Annotated in this window: 22 protein-coding genes and 1 tRNA gene; 17 read left to right on the plus strand and 6 right to left on the minus strand. The window is 68.6% G+C overall.

The genetic code is table 11. The features are described from left to right. The 4 genes from ACTWQA_RS44835 to ACTWQA_RS44850 all read left to right on the plus strand — a co-directional run bounded on the left by ACTWQA_RS44835 (position 1) and on the right by ACTWQA_RS44850 (position 2,442). Positions 1-1,287 (plus strand): IS66 family transposase, encoded by a 1,287-nt coding sequence (locus ACTWQA_RS44835; RefSeq protein ID WP_443164966.1) that lies wholly within the window; start codon positions 1-3, stop codon positions 1,285-1,287. Further along, complete coding sequence (locus tag ACTWQA_RS44840) at positions 1,200-1,448, plus strand: hypothetical protein (protein ID WP_443164967.1); 249 nt, start codon at positions 1,200-1,202, stop codon at positions 1,446-1,448. The genes ACTWQA_RS44835 and ACTWQA_RS44840 overlap by 88 nt, the downstream gene beginning before the upstream one ends. Before the next feature lie 245 nt (positions 1,449-1,693). Next, a complete protein-coding gene (locus tag ACTWQA_RS44845; protein ID WP_443164968.1) occupies positions 1,694-1,855 on the plus strand; it encodes a hypothetical protein in 162 nt (53 codons plus the stop codon). Further along, a complete protein-coding gene (locus ACTWQA_RS44850; protein ID WP_443164969.1) occupies positions 1,852-2,442 on the plus strand; it encodes a Pr6Pr family membrane protein in 591 nt (196 codons plus the stop codon). Before ACTWQA_RS44845 ends, ACTWQA_RS44850 begins: the two co-directional genes overlap by 4 nt. A 91-nt stretch (positions 2,443-2,533) precedes the next feature. Here ACTWQA_RS44850 and ACTWQA_RS44855 read toward each other — a convergent pair whose 3' ends face one another. Further along, positions 2,534-2,824: a GNAT family N-acetyltransferase gene (locus ACTWQA_RS44855; RefSeq protein ID WP_443165000.1), complete on the minus strand. Its 291-nt coding sequence runs from the start codon at positions 2,822-2,824 to the stop codon at positions 2,534-2,536. Between the two features lie 129 nt (positions 2,825-2,953). Between ACTWQA_RS44855 and ACTWQA_RS44860 the strand changes: the two genes are divergently transcribed. The 3 genes from ACTWQA_RS44860 to ACTWQA_RS44870 all read left to right on the plus strand — a co-directional run bounded on the left by ACTWQA_RS44860 (position 2,954) and on the right by ACTWQA_RS44870 (position 4,997). Next, positions 2,954-3,412, plus strand: coding sequence for a hypothetical protein (locus ACTWQA_RS44860; protein ID WP_443164970.1), 459 nt, complete (start codon positions 2,954-2,956; stop codon positions 3,410-3,412). Positions 3,413-3,936: 524 nt separating this feature from the next. Continuing rightward, positions 3,937-4,362 (plus strand): spore-associated protein A, encoded by a 426-nt coding sequence (locus ACTWQA_RS44865; protein WP_443164971.1) that lies wholly within the window; start codon positions 3,937-3,939, stop codon positions 4,360-4,362. 149 nt (positions 4,363-4,511) lie between these two features. Next, positions 4,512-4,997, plus strand: a complete 486-nt coding sequence (locus ACTWQA_RS44870) for a hypothetical protein (protein WP_443164972.1) — start codon at positions 4,512-4,514, stop codon at positions 4,995-4,997. A 178-nt stretch (positions 4,998-5,175) separates the two neighbouring features. On the opposite strand, the gene ACTWQA_RS44875 is transcribed toward ACTWQA_RS44870, so the two are convergent. After that, a complete protein-coding gene (locus ACTWQA_RS44875) occupies positions 5,176-5,331 on the minus strand; it encodes a hypothetical protein (RefSeq protein ID WP_443164973.1) in 156 nt (51 codons plus the stop codon). A gap of 249 nt (positions 5,332-5,580) precedes the next feature. On the opposite strand from ACTWQA_RS44875, the gene ACTWQA_RS44880 reads away from it, so the two are divergent. From ACTWQA_RS44880 to ACTWQA_RS44905, 6 genes are all read left to right on the plus strand, one after another. Further along, positions 5,581-6,177 (plus strand): DUF4956 domain-containing protein, encoded by a 597-nt coding sequence (locus ACTWQA_RS44880; RefSeq protein WP_443164974.1) that lies wholly within the window; start codon positions 5,581-5,583, stop codon positions 6,175-6,177. Between the two features lie 5 nt (positions 6,178-6,182). Further along, on the plus strand, positions 6,183-6,947 hold the full coding sequence (locus ACTWQA_RS44885) for a polyphosphate polymerase domain-containing protein (RefSeq protein WP_443165001.1): 765 nt from the start codon (positions 6,183-6,185) through the stop codon (positions 6,945-6,947). Continuing rightward, on the plus strand, positions 6,944-8,737 hold the full coding sequence (locus ACTWQA_RS44890) for a carbohydrate-binding domain-containing protein (RefSeq protein ID WP_443164975.1): 1,794 nt from the start codon (positions 6,944-6,946) through the stop codon (positions 8,735-8,737). The genes ACTWQA_RS44885 and ACTWQA_RS44890 overlap by 4 nt, the downstream gene beginning before the upstream one ends. Positions 8,738-8,924: 187 nt before the next feature. Next, positions 8,925-9,021 (plus strand) — tRNA-Sec (locus ACTWQA_RS44895). A 21-nt stretch (positions 9,022-9,042) separates the two neighbouring features. Further along, entirely contained in the window at positions 9,043-9,483 is a 441-nt protein-coding gene (locus ACTWQA_RS44900) for a rhodanese-like domain-containing protein (protein ID WP_443164976.1), read from the plus strand. Positions 9,484-9,618: 135 nt separating this feature from the next. After that, positions 9,619-10,209, plus strand: coding sequence for a TIGR03086 family metal-binding protein (locus ACTWQA_RS44905; RefSeq protein ID WP_443164977.1), 591 nt, complete (start codon positions 9,619-9,621; stop codon positions 10,207-10,209). Positions 10,210-10,363: 154 nt separating this feature from the next. Here ACTWQA_RS44905 and ACTWQA_RS44910 read toward each other — a convergent pair whose 3' ends face one another. Beyond that, positions 10,364-10,921: a TetR/AcrR family transcriptional regulator gene (locus ACTWQA_RS44910; protein WP_443164978.1), complete on the minus strand. Its 558-nt coding sequence runs from the start codon at positions 10,919-10,921 to the stop codon at positions 10,364-10,366. A 70-nt stretch (positions 10,922-10,991) separates the two neighbouring features. Between ACTWQA_RS44910 and ACTWQA_RS44915 the strand changes: the two genes are divergently transcribed. Together ACTWQA_RS44915 and ACTWQA_RS44920 are read left to right on the plus strand one after the other, a co-directional pair. Continuing rightward, positions 10,992-11,927, plus strand: coding sequence for an alpha/beta hydrolase (locus ACTWQA_RS44915; RefSeq protein WP_443164979.1), 936 nt, complete (start codon positions 10,992-10,994; stop codon positions 11,925-11,927). 22 nt (positions 11,928-11,949) lie between these two features. Next, on the plus strand, positions 11,950-12,198 hold the full coding sequence (locus ACTWQA_RS44920) for a hypothetical protein (RefSeq protein WP_443164980.1): 249 nt from the start codon (positions 11,950-11,952) through the stop codon (positions 12,196-12,198). Here the strand turns inward: ACTWQA_RS44920 and ACTWQA_RS44925 are convergent. The 3 genes from ACTWQA_RS44925 to ACTWQA_RS44935 form a co-directional block, all read right to left on the minus strand. Further along, complete coding sequence (locus ACTWQA_RS44925; RefSeq protein ID WP_443164981.1) at positions 12,180-12,434, minus strand: BBE domain-containing protein; 255 nt, start codon at positions 12,432-12,434, stop codon at positions 12,180-12,182. The two genes, ACTWQA_RS44920 and ACTWQA_RS44925, sit on opposite strands and share 19 nt — an antisense overlap. After that, a complete protein-coding gene (locus tag ACTWQA_RS44930; RefSeq protein WP_443164982.1) occupies positions 12,427-12,591 on the minus strand; it encodes a hypothetical protein in 165 nt (54 codons plus the stop codon). Before ACTWQA_RS44930 ends, ACTWQA_RS44925 begins: the two co-directional genes overlap by 8 nt. 108 nt (positions 12,592-12,699) lie before the next feature. Next, a complete protein-coding gene (locus ACTWQA_RS44935) occupies positions 12,700-13,059 on the minus strand; it encodes a DUF4267 domain-containing protein (protein WP_443164983.1) in 360 nt (119 codons plus the stop codon). A gap of 84 nt (positions 13,060-13,143) precedes the next feature. On the opposite strand from ACTWQA_RS44935, the gene ACTWQA_RS44940 reads away from it, so the two are divergent. Both ACTWQA_RS44940 and ACTWQA_RS44945 read left to right on the plus strand, forming a co-directional pair. Beyond that, positions 13,144-13,719: a TetR/AcrR family transcriptional regulator gene (locus ACTWQA_RS44940; protein ID WP_327587845.1), complete on the plus strand. Its 576-nt coding sequence runs from the start codon at positions 13,144-13,146 to the stop codon at positions 13,717-13,719. A gap of 580 nt (positions 13,720-14,299) precedes the next feature. Beyond that, positions 14,300-15,226 carry a hypothetical protein gene (locus ACTWQA_RS44945; protein ID WP_443164984.1) on the plus strand — a complete coding sequence of 309 codons (927 nt, stop codon included), beginning with the start codon at positions 14,300-14,302 and terminating at the stop codon, positions 15,224-15,226. The last annotated feature ends 105 nt before the right edge of the window (positions 15,227-15,331 follow it).

The following is a 15,331-nucleotide window of genomic DNA, read 5'->3' on the forward strand; positions in this document are numbered from 1 at the left end:
GTGCAGGCCGGGGATGGGCGTCCGTCGTATGACGAGCTTGCCGCCCTCGTTGTGGAGCAGGCGCGGGTTATCGGTGAGTTGCGGGCCGAGAACGACCGGCTGCGTGTGGAGAATGAGCGGCTTTCGGGACGGGTGGCCGAACTGGAGCGGCGACTGGGCCGCAACTCGGGGAACTCCTCGCTGCCGCCGTCGGCCGACACCTTCACCCGGCCAGAGAAGAAGCCGGGGGGACAGAGCCGTCGGCGTCGGGGTGGCCAGCCGGGTTCGGCGGGCGGCGGGCTGGCCATGGTCGATCGGCCCGACACGGTCGACGATCACTTGCCCGAGTCGTGTACGGGATGCGGGGCCGGACCGGGGCTGGCCGACAGCACCGGATACGAGCGCCGCCAGGTGTGGGACATTCCCCTGGTCACCGTGACGGTGACCGAGCATCGGGCACACCGGTGCCGCTGCGCGTGCGGGACGACGACTCGGGCGGCGATGCCCGCCACCGTGGCCGGCTCGCCGACCTCCTATGGGCCGAATCTGCGCGCGCTGGCGGCCTACCTTCTGGTCTTCCAACACATCCCGGTCGAGCGGACCGCCCAACTGATCACGGACTTGACCGGCGCGAATGTCTCAACCGGCTGGGTGTCAGGAGTGCTCGGCCAGGCCGCCGAGGCGGTGGCCGACAGCCTGAAACTGATCCGTGCCCTGTTAACTCTCGGGCATGTGCTGCACGCCGATGAAACCACCACCCGGATCGGCAGCGGGCGGCGGTGGCTGCATGTGGCCTGCACCGAGCGGCTGACCCTGCTCGGGCTGGGGCCGCGTTCGCGTGAGGGCGCCAACGCGCTGGGCGTGCTGCCGGAGTTTCGCGGTGTGGTGGTCCACGACTCCCTCGCCTTGTACGACGGCTACCCCGATGCTCGGCACCAGTTGTGCGGGGCGCACTTGATCAGGGAGTTGACCGCCGCGGCCGAGGACCATCCCGATGAGCGCTGGCCGCTCCAGGTGCGCTGGGCGCTGGCGGAGTTGAGCAGGCCAAGAAGGCCACCGAGCAGGGGCTGGCTGACATTGCGCCGGAACGGGCGCTGGTCTACCTGGAGTCCTTCCACCACGGGGTGGCGGTCGGGTTGTCGCTGCATCCGCGTGCCCCGGGCCGTAAACAGAGCCCGACCCGCAACCTGCTGGAGCGCCTGCGCCACCGCAGCGCTGACGTGCTGCGCTTCGCCGACCTTCCGGGCCTGGTGCCCTTCACCCATAACACCGGCGAGCGCGCGCTGCGGCCGGTCAAGACCCAGGTGAAGATCTCCGGCTGCCATCAATCCGAGACCGGTGCCGCCGCCTGGCTGACGGTCCGCTCCTACCTCGACTCGGCCCGCAAGCACGGCCTGAACGCCCTGGACGCGATCCGCCGCGCCTTCACCGGCCACCTCTGGATGCCCCCAATCGTCCTGACCGACTGACCAGCGAGCATCACACAACATCACCGAGTTGATGAATGTTTTACCCTGGCGCTAACGTGATCACGATGTTCCGCCTGCCCGCCCCCTGCGCAGCCGTCCTGACTGTTGCGGGCCGCGTCGATGTTGAGCGTGCACACGTTGTTCGACGGCCCCGTGTCGAAGTATGCGAGCGACATCCTCCGCACCCGGCTGATCTGCACGCTCACGGCACGGGTCCTCGCCAGGGTGAGCTCCTGTGTGGCGGCGTGCCAGCGGCCGAGCCGAGCTGGGTGATCGGGTTCGCCCAGCTCGGGGAGATCCCGGCCGCGCTGCGGTCGTTGCCGGGCCGCACGTTCAACCCGCCTCACCCCTTCTGGTACGCGGCGGCCCGGGCCGAGCACCCGCGCTGGTTACGGAGAGTCGGATGACGGCGTGGCGGATCCTGCTGGTCACGGCGGCCGTCGCAGGCCTGGTGTGCCTGGCGACGTCGATCGGCCGCCCGTGGGCATACTTCACGGTGCAGAGCAACGTCATGCTCGCGCTCTACTACGGTTGGCGGCTGGTCAACGACCGCAGGAAACCAGCCTCCGCCGACGTCAAAGGCGCGGTGACCCTGTACCTGCTGGTCACATGCCTGGTCAACTACGTCTCGCGGGACCTGGCCAACCCGCTGGCACTGCTGGCCGGCGGCGGGATACGCGGGCTGGGCAACTTCCTGCTGCATTACGTGACGCCCGTCATGGCGCTGGTCGACTGGGCCGCTTTCGACCGGCCGCGCCGAGTCCGATGGGCGGCGCCGTTCGCCTGGCTGGGCTACCCGCTTCTGTACGGCGCCTTCGTGCTTCTTGCCAGCCCCAATCTGCCCCGCCGCTACGTCTACCCGTTCCTGAACGTGGAACGACTGGGCTGGCCGGTCGTCGCGTCGGCGTCGCTCGCAGCGCTGGCCGCCTTCGTGGTGCTCGGCTACGCCCTGCTCGGCATCCATCGGCTCAGGGCCGAACCCGCGGACCCCTGAGCCCGCGCTGGATCCGTGCACAGCACACGCACCGTGGACGGGCGCACCCAGCCGGACTGCAGCACCGCCCGGGACGGGACGAAGGCAATCCTCACGACCTACTCGATCTTGAGCCCTGTTGAATGCTTACCTCCGACATGCGAGCCCCGATCGACAGCCCCTGAAGGTCCGGCAAGACGACGAGCCTGTGCTCCATCTTCATGTTCCGCACGCGTGGGTGCTGGAAGTGCCGGTACGCGAGGAACGCGACCGGCTGGCCGTCGATGTACCCGGCGAAGCAATGCGCCGTGTTGGAGATCTCCGCGCTCAGATAGTGATGGTGGCGACGTCGTACACCCAGTCCGGCGGTCTCTGATTTCCTCCGTTCTCCCAGGAGCGCAATTGTTTGCCTGCCTGATCAGGGGTGCCGAACAATTTGGGCGCCACGATCCTGGTGGCACAGGCCTCGGGACAAGCGGTCAAGGGGACCGCTTTGCTGCCGGGGAACGGGAAGATAGGACGGGGTCTCGGCATGAAACGCATTCAAAAGATCGGTGCGGCGCTCGCCGCCGCTACGTTCGTACCGTTGGGGTCGCTGGCCATTCCCGCGCCAGCGCAGGCAGCCGCCGCTTACCTGGAGGCACGCTGCAACCATTTCGCCTCCACCGGCAATTACGTCGCGAGCCTGCGGGCGTACTACAACAGCACCTCTACGCACGATATTTTCAACCGGCTCAACTGGTACAGCTCTGGCCCGGGCTTGCAGGCCGACAACACGGTTCGTATCAGGATCCGCAAGCACCGGGGCGGGAACCGGGACCAAACCCTCAAGAGCTGGTCCATCAAAACCCGCAAGGGCTCCGGAGGCCGCAGCATCGGCTTCGCCGTCAACCGGAGGGACCGCATCCACGTCGACCTCGATTTCACGTTCGATCTCCCCCGTGGGGTGCGCCTCAGCTGCCACAAGCGCGGCCGCAGCCGCAGCATCTGACGCGTGGCCACGGGTCGCACAGGGAAGTACGGGGGGTGCGGCGTTTGTGGAACGCCGCCTTTCCTTTGCCGGGCTGTGGCCAGAGCGCCCGGCCGCATCCGGGGCAGTCGTGGGGAGTTCCTCTCCGGTGCGCAGGTCCATGCCTACGTCTTCCGGAGATGAGCGCGGAGCTCACATTCTTCGGCCGCCTAACCGTCAGCACCATGCCATGCCGAGGCTGGGCTTGGCTGCGCCATCCACGCGATGACGAACCGGCCGACGACGGGACAGATAAGAGTGGCGATGCGTGCCCAGGTATGCGCTCAGGGCTACTGGATGCCTGCACAAGAATTTCAGGTGGCAAGGCCGGCAAGACCAACACGTTCGTTGACAATACGGGTCAGGGTGCCGTCGACGAGTCCGGAGCCGGGGGCGGTGCGGGGCGGAACTATGTGCGAATCCTCACATCGTGTACGACTCGTGGGTGGGGGTCGTGGGCCAGTGGTAGTCATGATCACACCAATGGCAAGATCGAAAGGATTTTCGTGCGCACACGAAAGCTGGCGACCCTCCTGGCCGGCGCGGCCCTGGCTGCCTCTACCACGCTGGTGGCGGGCGCCGCCCCGGCCGGCGCGGCTGGACCCTGCGGCAGCAGTTACTCCCGGGTCGGTGTCTACAGCATCGGCATCGAAAAGTACGGGTACCGTACGGGCATTCTGGAGGTGTACTACAGCTCCAGCACCCGCAAGAACTGCGCTCTGACCTACGGCGACGGCCCCTACGCCAACACCACGAGCTGGAAGGGCGTGGTGATATCCAGAGGCGACGGCAGCGGGAAAGACGCCGACGCGGACAACTACAAGTACTACGCCGGCCCGGTGTACGTCTCCGCGCCCGGCCAGTGTATTGACGTAGAAGGAATCTCACCGTCGTGGACGAGCGTCAAGCTCAACAACGTGCACTGCGGCTGAACCTCTTGTGACCAGACCGGGTGGCCTCCAGGGAGAATGCGGAGGGCACCCTGTCCCACACCAGCACGCTCGGCGCGAGCCGTGGAGAGCCTGAACGGGAACCAGTGAACTTCTTGATCGGACACGGTCTCTAATCCGGTGTTCGATCTATGAAGGGAACCCCCGTGTTCATGTCCGCGAAGACGATCGTCGCCGCATCCCTCCTTACCGCTGGAGTGCTTGCCACCGCCGCACCCGCGCAGGCGGCCACCGAGACGCCGCAGAGCGTTTGCGGCAACGGTTTCCGTGTGGTGAAGGACGGCGTCCGGACGATCAAGGACAGGCAGGGCCGCCAGCTCGGCAAGGTCTTTCTGCTCTACAACAGGAGGACCGGCTACAACTGCGTAGTGACGTTCCGGACCCTGTTCGACGTTGCTTACGCCAAGATCCGGATGGACGCCACGCTGACCGTCCAGACCACCACTCCTCCGCTGACCTCCTCCAAGACGACCTCGGGTGTCTACAGCAGGCACACCAAGCCGGCGAAGCTGTTCGCGCGTGGCCTGTGCGTCAAGTACGCGGGCACCATCCAGAGCCCGCCCTCAACCTGGGTGGGAAAGGGCGGTCGCGACGAGTGGGGTAACTGCGGCAGGTGACCCGCCTGCTGCCCGACGGGCTCCGCCCGCAGCTCGTGCGCGGACATGCCGTCGCGGGCATCTGCCTGCTGCGCCTGGGAGACGTACGGCCGAGTTCCCGCAGGCCGTCCTTCAGCGGCTGCAGGTCGGCGCATACGCCTGAGCTGCTTGTGGGGCACCCGCGGGACAATATCCGCATCTACGATGCCGGTGATCTTCCCGATCTCGACTGCTCGCCCGGACGCGACTCGTGCGCGAAGTCCCACCAGCGCTGCTCCCCGGCGAACAGCGCGGACTGACCCCAAAGGATCGGCACCTTGGTCAGGGCCGGCGCGACCACCATGTCAATGATCACCGGCAGGGTGGCGAACCGAGTTCCACCCCCGGGAGCGCGCGTGCACCGACCTGCGCAAACGGATTCCCGACAGCGACATCGACTGAATATTGAGGTCCGGCACGAGGGCGGCTCGATCGTACGGCGGGGTGGCCGGGCGGACATCGGCGACGCTTGAGCGCATTTCTCAGCCGCGTCTTACGAAAGTTCAAGAGCTCTTCAATGCCCGCCGCCGATGGTTGAGGCCATGCCCAGACCAAAGGATCTCCCGTGCAACAGCTGATGATCATCGCCGCTGACCTGGCCGCCATCGCCGTGTTGACCTTCTGCGTCTACTTTCCTCGCCACCATCGACGCGATCTGGTGGTCGCCTTCCTGGGTGTGAACGTGGGCGTGCTCGCGGTGTCGATGGTGCTCAGCTCCTCGACGGTGGGACTGGGCCTGGGGCTCGGCCTCTTCGGGGTCCTGTCCATCATCAGGCTGCGCTCGGACGAGATCGCCCAGCACGAGATCGCCTACTACTTCTCGGCCCTGGCCATCGGCCTGCTGGCCGGGCTGCCGGAATCGGTGAGCATGCTCACAGCTGGGCTGATGCTGCTGATCATTGCCGCGCTCTACATCGGCGACCACCCCCGGATGTTCCGCCGTCACCGGCAGCAGACCGTACGGCTCGACGTCGCGCACACCGACGAGGAGGCCCTGCGCTCACACCTCGAAGTGCTGCTCAACGGCCGGGTCACCAACTTGTCGATCAAGCAGCTCGATCTGGTCAACGACACCACCCTGGTCGAGGTCCGCTACGTGGCCGGCCGGGCGCAGGCGCCGCAGGAGCTCGTCCCCAGGCTTGGGCAGGAGACGCGGGCGTGATCGTCATGGACGCGGCGATCGACACGCTGAGCCCGATCGGGCTGGACGAGCTGGTGGACCGGGCCGCGCTGCTGACCCGGCTGGATCGCAAGTACGTCCTGCCGATGGCTGACCTGCCGATCCTGCTGGGCGGTCTGCCGGACGACGTCAAGGTGCTCGAGATCGACAACCGCCGCGAGTTCGGCTACCGGTCCGTCTACTTCGACACCCCGGATCTGGACGGCTACCTGGCCGCGGCCCGCCGCCGGCGCCGTCGGTTCAAGCTCAGGATCCGCACATACGTCGACTCCGACCAGCACTTCCTTGAGGTCAAGACGCGTGGCCGGCGTGGCGCCACGATCAAACACCGCATGCCGTACGACGGCGACCGCGGACGGCTCGGACCCGCCGCCCGTGCCTATGTCCACGCGGTGCTGGCCGACGCCCGGATCCACCCTGGCCCGGTCCGGTTCATCCCCGTGCTGACCACGTGTTACCGGCGTACGACGCTGTTCGTCCCCGCCACCGGCAGCCGGGTGACCATCGACACCGGGCTTACCTGGGCCCTGTCGGGCGGGCCCGCCGTCCAGATCGCCGGCCACGCCATCGTCGAAACCAAGTCGGACCGGGCCGCCTCGGAGGTCGACCGGCTCCTCTGGTCGCTGAGGCACCGGCCCTGCCCGATGTCGAAGTACGCCACCGGGCTGGCCGCCCTACGCCCTGACCTGCCCGCGAACCGCTGGCACCTCCTGCTGCGGCGCCACTTCCACCCCACGACCGACGGGACATGACCATGAAGATCCGCAAGAAGGTGGCGACCGTGCTCGCCTCGCTGGTGTTCGCCGGTGCGGCGCTGACCGGATGCTCAACCGAAAGCACTCCGAACACCACCACCCCCGCCACCGCGGCGGCGGTGGCCGACGTGAGCGCCGTGCAGGACGCCGCGGCCGTGCTGGCCGGAAACCAGGCCGATCACGCCGCGGACGGCGACGCGACCTGGGAGGAGTCCGAGGTCGTGGACATCAAGCTCACCGGCGATTCGGCCACCGCGACCGGCGACGCGGTCACGATCGACGGCGGCACCGTGACGATCACGGCCAGTGGCACGTACCGACTCACCGGCGCTCTGACCGACGGCCAGATTGTCGTCAATGCCCCGGACGGCACCGTGCGGTTGATCCTCGCCGGCGCCGACGTCTCCAGCTCGTCCAGCGCGGCGATCGCCGCCACCGAAGCGGACAAGGTCATCGTCATCCTGGCCGACGGCAGCCGGAACACGCTCCGCGACGCCGGCTCCTATGCCGACGACGCCGACGTCAACGCGGCCCTCTACAGCGCCGCCGATCTGACGATCACGGGCGAGGGAGCGCTCACCGTACACGGCAGGGGCAACGACGCGATCGCCAGTACGGACGGTCTGGTGATCGCCTCCGGCGCCGTCACCGTGGACGCCGCCGACGACGGCATCCGTGGCAAGAACTACCTGGTGGTCGACGGAGGCGCGATCACCGTCACCCAAGCCGGCGGCGACGGGCTCAAATCCGACAACACCGAGGATGCCGACGCCGGATACATCTCGATCATCGGTGGCACGGTCGCGGTCACCGCCGCGGGCGACGGCCTCGACGCGGCCACCGACCTGCTGGTCACCGGCGGCGAGCTCACCGTCGCCTCCGGCGGCGGGAGCGGCGTCACCCCGGACGAGGAAACCTCGGCCAAGGGCCTGAAGTCAGGGATGATCACCGTGCTGGAGGGCGGCGCCATCTCGGTGGACTCCTCCGACGACGCTGTCCACAGCGACGCCGCCGTCCACCTCAACGGCGCCTCCTCGACCCTGGCCAGCGGAGATGACGCCGTGCACGCCGAAGGCGCTCTGGTGATCGACGAGGGCACCACGAAGATCACTTCGTCGGTGGAAGGGCTCGAAGGCGCCGACATCGCGGTCAACGGCGGCCAGGTGAGTCTCGTGTCCAGCGACGACGGGGTCAACGCGGCCGGCGGCACCACCGACGGGGCAGCTTCGGGCCGCGGGGGCGGCCAGCAGGTGGGCGACTACTCAGCTGTCATCACCGGGGGCACCCTGGTGATCGATGCCGGCGGTGACGGGTTCGACTCCAACGGCACCGCGACGATCTCCGGCGGGACGGTCGTGGTCAACGGACCGACGGAGAACGGCAACGGCGCACTCGACGTCAACGGGAACTTCACGATCAGTGGCGGGACGCTGGTGGCCGCCGGTAGCGCCGGCATGGCCGTGGCGCCGGGCGCCGACTCGGCTCAGGGCTGGCTGTCGGCCACGCTCGACTCGGCCGTGGCCGCGGGCACCACCCTGCAGGTCGTCGATTCCGGCGGCAAGGTGCTGGCCACCTTCGTCACCTCGAAGTCGATCCAGAACCTCGTCTTCTCCTCGTCCGGTCTCGAGAAGGGTGCGGAGTACAAAATCTATGCCGGGGGAACGAGCTCGGGCAGCAGCACCGGAGGGCTGGCGGCCTCCGGCACGCTGGGATCGGCGGCACTTACCGCGACCGTGACCGCCGGCGAAGCTCCGGCCGGGCGCTTCGGCGGCGGTCCGGGCAGGTGAAACGCCACACGGACAGCGAACTGCGGCCTTCCGGATGAGCCGGCATGGGGTTGACCGGCTCTTCGCCAAGGACCAGGCGCTCCGCGCGTTCACATTGTGCCCGCCTGCCAGGTGGCACCCGGTCTGACGATCTTGAGATGGGCGAAACCCCTCCACCTTCGCGTTCCGGAGGATTAAGATCACGGCCGGAGGCGTCCAGATGCCTGGTGGCCTCTCCCGGTCTTCAAAACCGGTGGCGCCGAGTATCTCGGCGCGGCGGGTTCGATTCCCGTCCGTCTCCGCCAGATCACACCCCCTGGAGCGCCGTGAGCATCGATGAGTTGCTGGCTCAGACACGTGCCGGACTACGTCGCCTGCTGCCTGTCGAGGCCTGGGCCGCGGTGCGCAGCGCCGATGCCTACATCGTGGACACGCGGCCGGAGTTTCAGCGTCGACGCGGCGGCGAAGTGCCCGGCGCCATCGTGATCGAACGTAACCATCTGGAGTGGCGGCTTGATCCGCTCTGCGACGCGCGGATCCCCGAGGCCACCTCCGCGGACATCCAGTGGATCATCCTGTGCGACGAGGGCTACTCCTCCAGCCTCGCCGCGTCGTCCCTCAGGCAGATCGGACTGGCGAACGCCACTGATGTGATCGGAGGCTTCCAGGCATGGACGACGGCCGGGCTCCAGGTCATCCGCCTCGCCACCCCCACCCGCCCACGAGGCCCAGGCGAGCCTGCCCGCAGCGAGCTCACATGTGGGTGATCGCGACCGCACTCGCTCCACGGATACCGCCGCGCGGACGGGAGATCGTCGGCGCCAACCGATGACTTCTTCGATCCTGGGGAGTCAGCACGGGTGCAGCGAATGAGGTCCGACGGAGAGGAAACCGCGATGCCCATGATCGATCTGGAGTCCGCTGCCCGCGAAGTGGTGCGCCTGTTGGATGGCGTGACCGAGGACCAACTGGACGATCCAACGCCGTGCGCCGGCACCCCGGTCGCCGCACTGCTCGACCACCTCATGGGCTTGTCGCTGGCATTCACCTGGGCGGCCCGCAAGACGACCCCGCCGGAAGGCGGACCGGGGCCGAGCGCGAGTGCCGAGCGTCTCGATCCGCAGTGGCGCACGCTGCTTCCGCAGCGGCTCGATGAGCTGGTGGAGGCCTGGCGTGACCCGATCGCCTGGGAGGGGATGACCGAGGCCGGCGGTGTGACGATGCCCGCTGAAGAGATGGGCATGGTCGCGCTGGACGAACTGGTCCTGCACGGCTGGGACCTGGCCCGCGCCACCGGCCAGCCGTTCACGTGCAACCCCGCCGACACGGCGGCCGTCCTCGCGTTCACCAGCGCGTCGGCGCAACCGGACCAGGCAGCCAGCCGGGAAGGACTCTTCGGACCGGTGGTCGAGGTCCCCGAGGACGCGCCGGCGTTCGACCGCGCACTCGGCTTCGCCGGTCGCGACCCCGCGTGGACGCTCAAACTGGCGTGACCATCAAGGGCGTCGTCGATCGCCTCGGCCTCCAACGACCGGGTCACCGCCAACATCGTCGACGTCTTCCTCGGCTCGTGCAGCCGCGCCAGTAGCGGCGCCTTGCTGCCCGCCCCGTACCTGGCGAGCGTCTTCATCCGCCGGCCTCGCGTCCTCAGCGGAAGAACGGAAGGACCATCTCCACCAGCGCGTCGACGTCATCGTTGACCATCGGCTCGCCGGTCATGCCCATTCGGTGGAGCAGGGTCCCGACGACGACGTCGATGAAGAACAGGACCCGGTGCTCCGGCTCGCCGAGCGCGGCCTGGAGCGCGAGCCGGTAGGGGTCCTGCAGCCGCGAGGAGAGGATCTCGCGCAGCTCCGGATCGCTGACACCGTCACTGAACACGCCCGCGAACGCGTCGCCCACCCCCGGCTCGCCGATCTTGCCCGCGGTCCAGCGGATGGCCGAGGACATGATCTCGGCCCGGCTGCCGCCCTCCAGCGGCGCCGGGCCGAACGCGTCGAGCAGGCAGTCCACGATCAGCGCCCCCTTCGTCGGCCAGCGACGGTAGATCGTCGTCTTCGCGATGCCGGCCGCAGCGGCGATGCGCTCCACCGTGGCACGCGCGTAGCCCAGCTCGTGGACCGTGCTCAGCGTCGCGGCGAAGACCACGTCGTTGATGCCGGAACGCGGACGGCCGGGCGGCCGGGCGGGTGTGCTCGAAGTCATGCTCACACGATACCGAGTTGCGCTACCGTAGGTTTCGAAACCAGAGGTAGCGAAACCTGAGGAGAGGTCCATGAACGACATCATCGCGATGCGGCCGGCGGAGCCGGACTGGTCCACGGTGACGCCCGAGGAACTGATCGCCTTCAGAGACGCCGAGAACCGCGTCCGGGCGTCCACGGCGGCACGGGTGATCACTGGGGAGCCGGACTCCGGTGCCACGATCGGCTGGCAGCAGGTGGCGCTGCCCGGCCGTGAGCTCCCCGTCCGGGTGTACCGCCCCTCGGCCGCAGGCCCTCTGCCCCTCGTGATCCACGTGCACGGAGGCGCCTTTGTCGGCACGGCCGCGCAGAGCGACTGGGTCAACAGCCACCTCGCCGCCCACCTGCCGGCGGTCGTCGTCTCGGTCGAGCACCGCCTCCTCGACTGGGAGACGCCGCTGTCCGCCGCCGCCGACGACGGCTGGGACGTGCTCCGGCACGTGGTGGAGCACGCCGGGACGTGGGACATCGATCCGGCCCGCGTCGCCGTCTTCGGCGAGAGCTGCGGCGGGCTGATCAGCGCGCTGGCGGCCATCAGGGCCAGGCGGACCGGCCTGGGGCTGCGGGCGCAAGTGCTGGTCAACCCGGCGGTCGACGTGACCTCGACGGCCTGGACGTACGACTCGACGACCCAGTACGCGGACACGCCCACCCTGTCCGTGCCGGTGCTGCGGTTCTTCCAGCGGCTCGCCATCCCCGAGGGCGCCGACGCCCGCGCGCTGTCGCCGCTGTACGCCGACGATCTGAACGGGCTGGCCCCAGCGCTCGTGGTGGTGCCGACTTCCGACCCGATCGCCGACCACGGCCGCCGCTACGCCGAGCGGCTCCAGGCTGCCGGGACGCCCGCGCGGCTCAGCGAGTACCCGGAGACGGGGCACGCGTTCCTGAGCATGCCGGGCATGGCACCCCAGGCGACGCCCGCGCGGGCGGAGATCCTCGCCTTCCTCCGGGAGTCCCTCGGTAGGTGACACCCGGCCGGACTCCGGCACCGTGGCCGGGCTACTGCGCCCGCACGCCGGCAGTTTCGCCGCCCTGGTGATTCTGCAGGTGATCGGCGCCGTGGCGGGCCTGGCGCCGCTTCTGGCGGTGGCCGAGCTGGGGCGCGCCTTACTGTCGCCCGGCCCGGTCGATCGCGCTCATGTCTGGTTCGTGGTGCTCGCCGGCGTGGCCGGCCTGCTGGTCCGGCTGCTGTTCACCGCCGCATCGTCGGGGGAACCGATCTATCCGAGCACCGGGTAGTTCGCGCGGAACACGTTGTGGGGGTCACGGGCCCGCTTGATCTCCCGCAGCCGCGTGAGCGCGCTGCCGGAGAAGGACTTCGCCGCCGTCTCACCGGGGGACAGCAGGGTGTACGGCTTGCGGCCGCTGATGTAGGCCTCCAGGTCGGCCACGACCTCGGCCTGCTTGGCGCGCGTCGCATCGGCCGCGTGCGGCAGGCCGAGACCCAGCAGGCCGAGCAGGTACGGCTCAGCCACCGCGCCGCTCGCACCGGCCCCGCCGCCCGGCTCGGCGAGCGCCCCGCCCAGGCTGCCTGACGGTCAGATTCCACGCGGTGGCCGCCTGTTCAAAGCCGTCGTCATCGGCCAGGAGCACGCGCCCCTTGAGGACACCGCGCAGATCGTTGATCGTCATCGTCGTCTCCCTTTTTCGAGTTCTCAGAAAATGCGAAGGAATACCGTGCCGCACTACGGCAAGGACGGCGCCCTGACCAGCCCGGACAAGGATTACGCGAAACCTCGATCACACCAGGATGAGAATGGCCGCGACCACCACCATCACCGCGGCGGTGAGGCCGTGGACGCCGAACGCCACCGCCCGCGGCCCCCTGTTCCTGAGCACGACGACCATGTCGCCCAGCGGGGCGAACACACTGGCGAGAATCAGCCAACCGAGCATGTGCTGGTTTCCCGTCACGAGGGCCGGGAGCACGACGAGCCCGGCCGTGATGTCCCGTACGCCCTTGACGGTCAGGTACGCGTTCATCGAGACGGGAACCCCGTAGCCCTCCGCCGACGCGACCGGCTGCAGCAGGAAGCGGATGCCGATGAGGATGATCCCGATGGCGATCAGTCCGGCGAGCCAGGTGGCGATGGTGACCATGCCGTCTCCTTCGATCGCTGCTAGAAGTATTAGCGACGCTAGCCTAGCGGCGCTCATCTGTCTAGCGGTGCTAGCATCTGGAGGGTGTCCACACAGCAGCGCAGAGAACGCGAACGCGCCCAGCGCCACGACCTGATCGTCAAGACCGCCCGCAAGCTGGCCGAGTCCGAGGGCTGGGACGCCGTCACCACCCGCCGCCTGGCCGACGAGATCGAGTACAGCCAGCCCGTCCTGTACAGCCACTTCGCCGGCAAGGACGCCATCGTCGCGGCGGTGGCGCTGGAGGGCTTCACGGAACTGGCCGTACGCCTGCGCGCCGCGACCCGGACGGGCGAGCCGCGGGCCGTGCTGGAAGGGCTGGCCAGGGCCTACATGGCGTTCGCCGAGGAGAATCCCGCGCTGTACGACGCCATGTTCACGATGGCCGTGGACCTCCCGTTCGGCCAGGACGACACCCCAGAGCCGCTCCGGGACGGCTTCCAGGCGCTTTTGTCCGGGGTCGCGCAGTTCGCCGACGGCCGCGACCCGGCGATCCTGACGGAAGTCGCCTGGAGCGCCCTGCACGGGCTGATCGTCCTGTCCCGCGGCGGCCGACTCCCCGCCTCAGGCCGCGAGGCCCGCCTGACGCTGCTGCTCGACCAGCTCAGCGCCACCCGCTGACCCAGCTACGTACGGTCAGTCGTTCCACACGGCGGCGACCTGCGACGCGAACTGTTCGCCGAAGTCACCCGGAGCGCGTTGCGCGGCATAGCTGCCCTGTCGGCAGGGTCGCATCCCCCCGAACGGCAAAACGGAGCGGCTCGACTTCCTCGTCACCCAGATCGCCGGCACGCCAAGTGGACCGGCCACGCCGTGAGGGCCGCCCGCGAGTCCGTCGAACCGATCCAGCCCGACCTGATCATCCCCACCGGCGGGCGCAAAGGTCGTTCCCCAGCCCGGCCAGCATCTACCAGGCCCTGGCCGAACACGCCAAACGCCAGCTTTTGGGCGGTCGCGCATAGTGTCGCGAGACGTGAGGCTCTGGCTGACGGTGCTCTGCCCTGGACGCGCCCACTCGAGAGCAGGCCGCGCGGGCGCGATCACTTCGCGAAAGGTGGTTGCGCTTCCCGAGTCCCCGCTCGATCAACACCATCGTCGCCGAGGGTTCGGGCCGCTGATCAGTACAAGGTCAGCGGCTCTCCCGCGATGGCTGACCAGCTCACCTTCGCCCTCGATCGAGTTGTTCTGGACTCGTTCTGGCATGGCCAGCGGCAACAATAGGAACATGCAGGATTTATCGACCAGAGCTGTCCTGGGGCGTGCAGCCCTCATCGGATTGGTGACGGGCATTATCCCCACGGCCATCATCTGGGTGGGCATGCAGGAGGAAGAGCTCGACGGGGCCGCTCTCCTGCCGGAAATGTTCCTCCTGGCGATAATCCTGGGCACAGTGGGTGCGCAGATGGCCGGGCTGCCGCGCTGGGGCATGGTCGGTCTTGTCGGGGGCTCTGCGACTTGGTTGCTCATCGGTGCCCTCGCGGTGCTGGTGCCGGTCCCGGAGTCGGAGCTGCTCGGACCTCTACCGGCCCTTGTCGCCCCTGTCTACGTGGTCGGTGGTGCTGTCGGCTTCGCCCTGTCGGCGTGGTCGTTCATGTCGCCCCTTCGCTGGTGGGCGGTAGCCCTGGTCGTAACCGTGCCCCTCGGATCCTGGGGCGCGGCGCAGTACAAGCCGCAGATCCTGGCCTGGTTTGAAGTCCGCAGCTTCGAGAGGTCCGGCGTGCCGCTGATCGCTCCAGCGATCCAGGGATACCGGCTGGTCCACGTGGATCTCAATGCCGCCGGGCAGCGGGAGCCGGAACCGTCCACCTGGCTGGAGTACTGGCGGGACGCCACGCCGAATCGGGGATTCTCCGAGATCCAGGTCACGGTCTGGCCCGCCGCGGCTGGAAACCCGCGAGATTCCTGCCTGGCGGTCACCGAGGACTACGGAGTTCCACTGCGGTGCAAATCGCTCCCAGGCGACCGATGGGTCCGGACCGGTGCCGGGTCCTCATGGGTCACCGTCTTCGCCAGGTCGGGCGATGCGCTGGTCATGCTCAACGGTTCGAGCATCGCTGAGGCTGACCTGGTGGCAGCGCTGTCCACTTTCCGTCCCATCTCGGCCTACGAGCTTGCCATGGTCACGTGACCAGCAGAAGTACGGCGGGCCTGGCTCGGCATTGCGCCTTCACCGCGGCAGCGATGTGCCGCGGCGCGCTGGGCGGAACACGATCAGGCTCATCCTCCCTTGCAG

This window comes from Nonomuraea sp. 10N515B, from assembly GCF_052245915.1.
Lineage (GTDB): Bacteria > Actinomycetota > Actinomycetes > Streptosporangiales > Streptosporangiaceae > Nonomuraea.

Bases quoted from the DNA above. Each gene is read 5' to 3' on its own strand.
- ACTWQA_RS44885 (WP_443165001.1), top strand. From the start codon at position 6,183: ATGGACGCGGCGATCGACACGCTGAGCCCGATCGGGCTGGACGAGCTG.
- ACTWQA_RS44890 (WP_443164975.1), top strand. From the start codon at position 6,944: ATGACCATGAAGATCCGCAAGAAGGTGGCGACCGTGCTCGCCTCGCTG.
- ACTWQA_RS44945 (WP_443164984.1), top strand. From the start codon at position 14,300: ATGGCCAGCGGCAACAATAGGAACATGCAGGATTTATCGACCAGAGCT.
- ACTWQA_RS44860 (WP_443164970.1), top strand. From the start codon at position 2,954: ATGAAACGCATTCAAAAGATCGGTGCGGCGCTCGCCGCCGCTACGTTC.
- ACTWQA_RS44850 (WP_443164969.1), top strand. From the start codon at position 1,852: ATGACGGCGTGGCGGATCCTGCTGGTCACGGCGGCCGTCGCAGGCCTG.
- ACTWQA_RS44930 (WP_443164982.1), bottom strand. From the start codon at position 12,591: ATGACGATCAACGATCTGCGCGGTGTCCTCAAGGGGCGCGTGCTCCTG.
- ACTWQA_RS44935 (WP_443164983.1), bottom strand. From the start codon at position 13,059: ATGGTCACCATCGCCACCTGGCTCGCCGGACTGATCGCCATCGGGATC.
- ACTWQA_RS44910 (WP_443164978.1), bottom strand. From the start codon at position 10,921: ATGACTTCGAGCACACCCGCCCGGCCGCCCGGCCGTCCGCGTTCCGGC.
- ACTWQA_RS44870 (WP_443164972.1), top strand. From the start codon at position 4,512: ATGAAGGGAACCCCCGTGTTCATGTCCGCGAAGACGATCGTCGCCGCA.
- ACTWQA_RS44915 (WP_443164979.1), top strand. From the start codon at position 10,992: ATGAACGACATCATCGCGATGCGGCCGGCGGAGCCGGACTGGTCCACG.
- ACTWQA_RS44905 (WP_443164977.1), top strand. From the start codon at position 9,619: ATGATCGATCTGGAGTCCGCTGCCCGCGAAGTGGTGCGCCTGTTGGAT.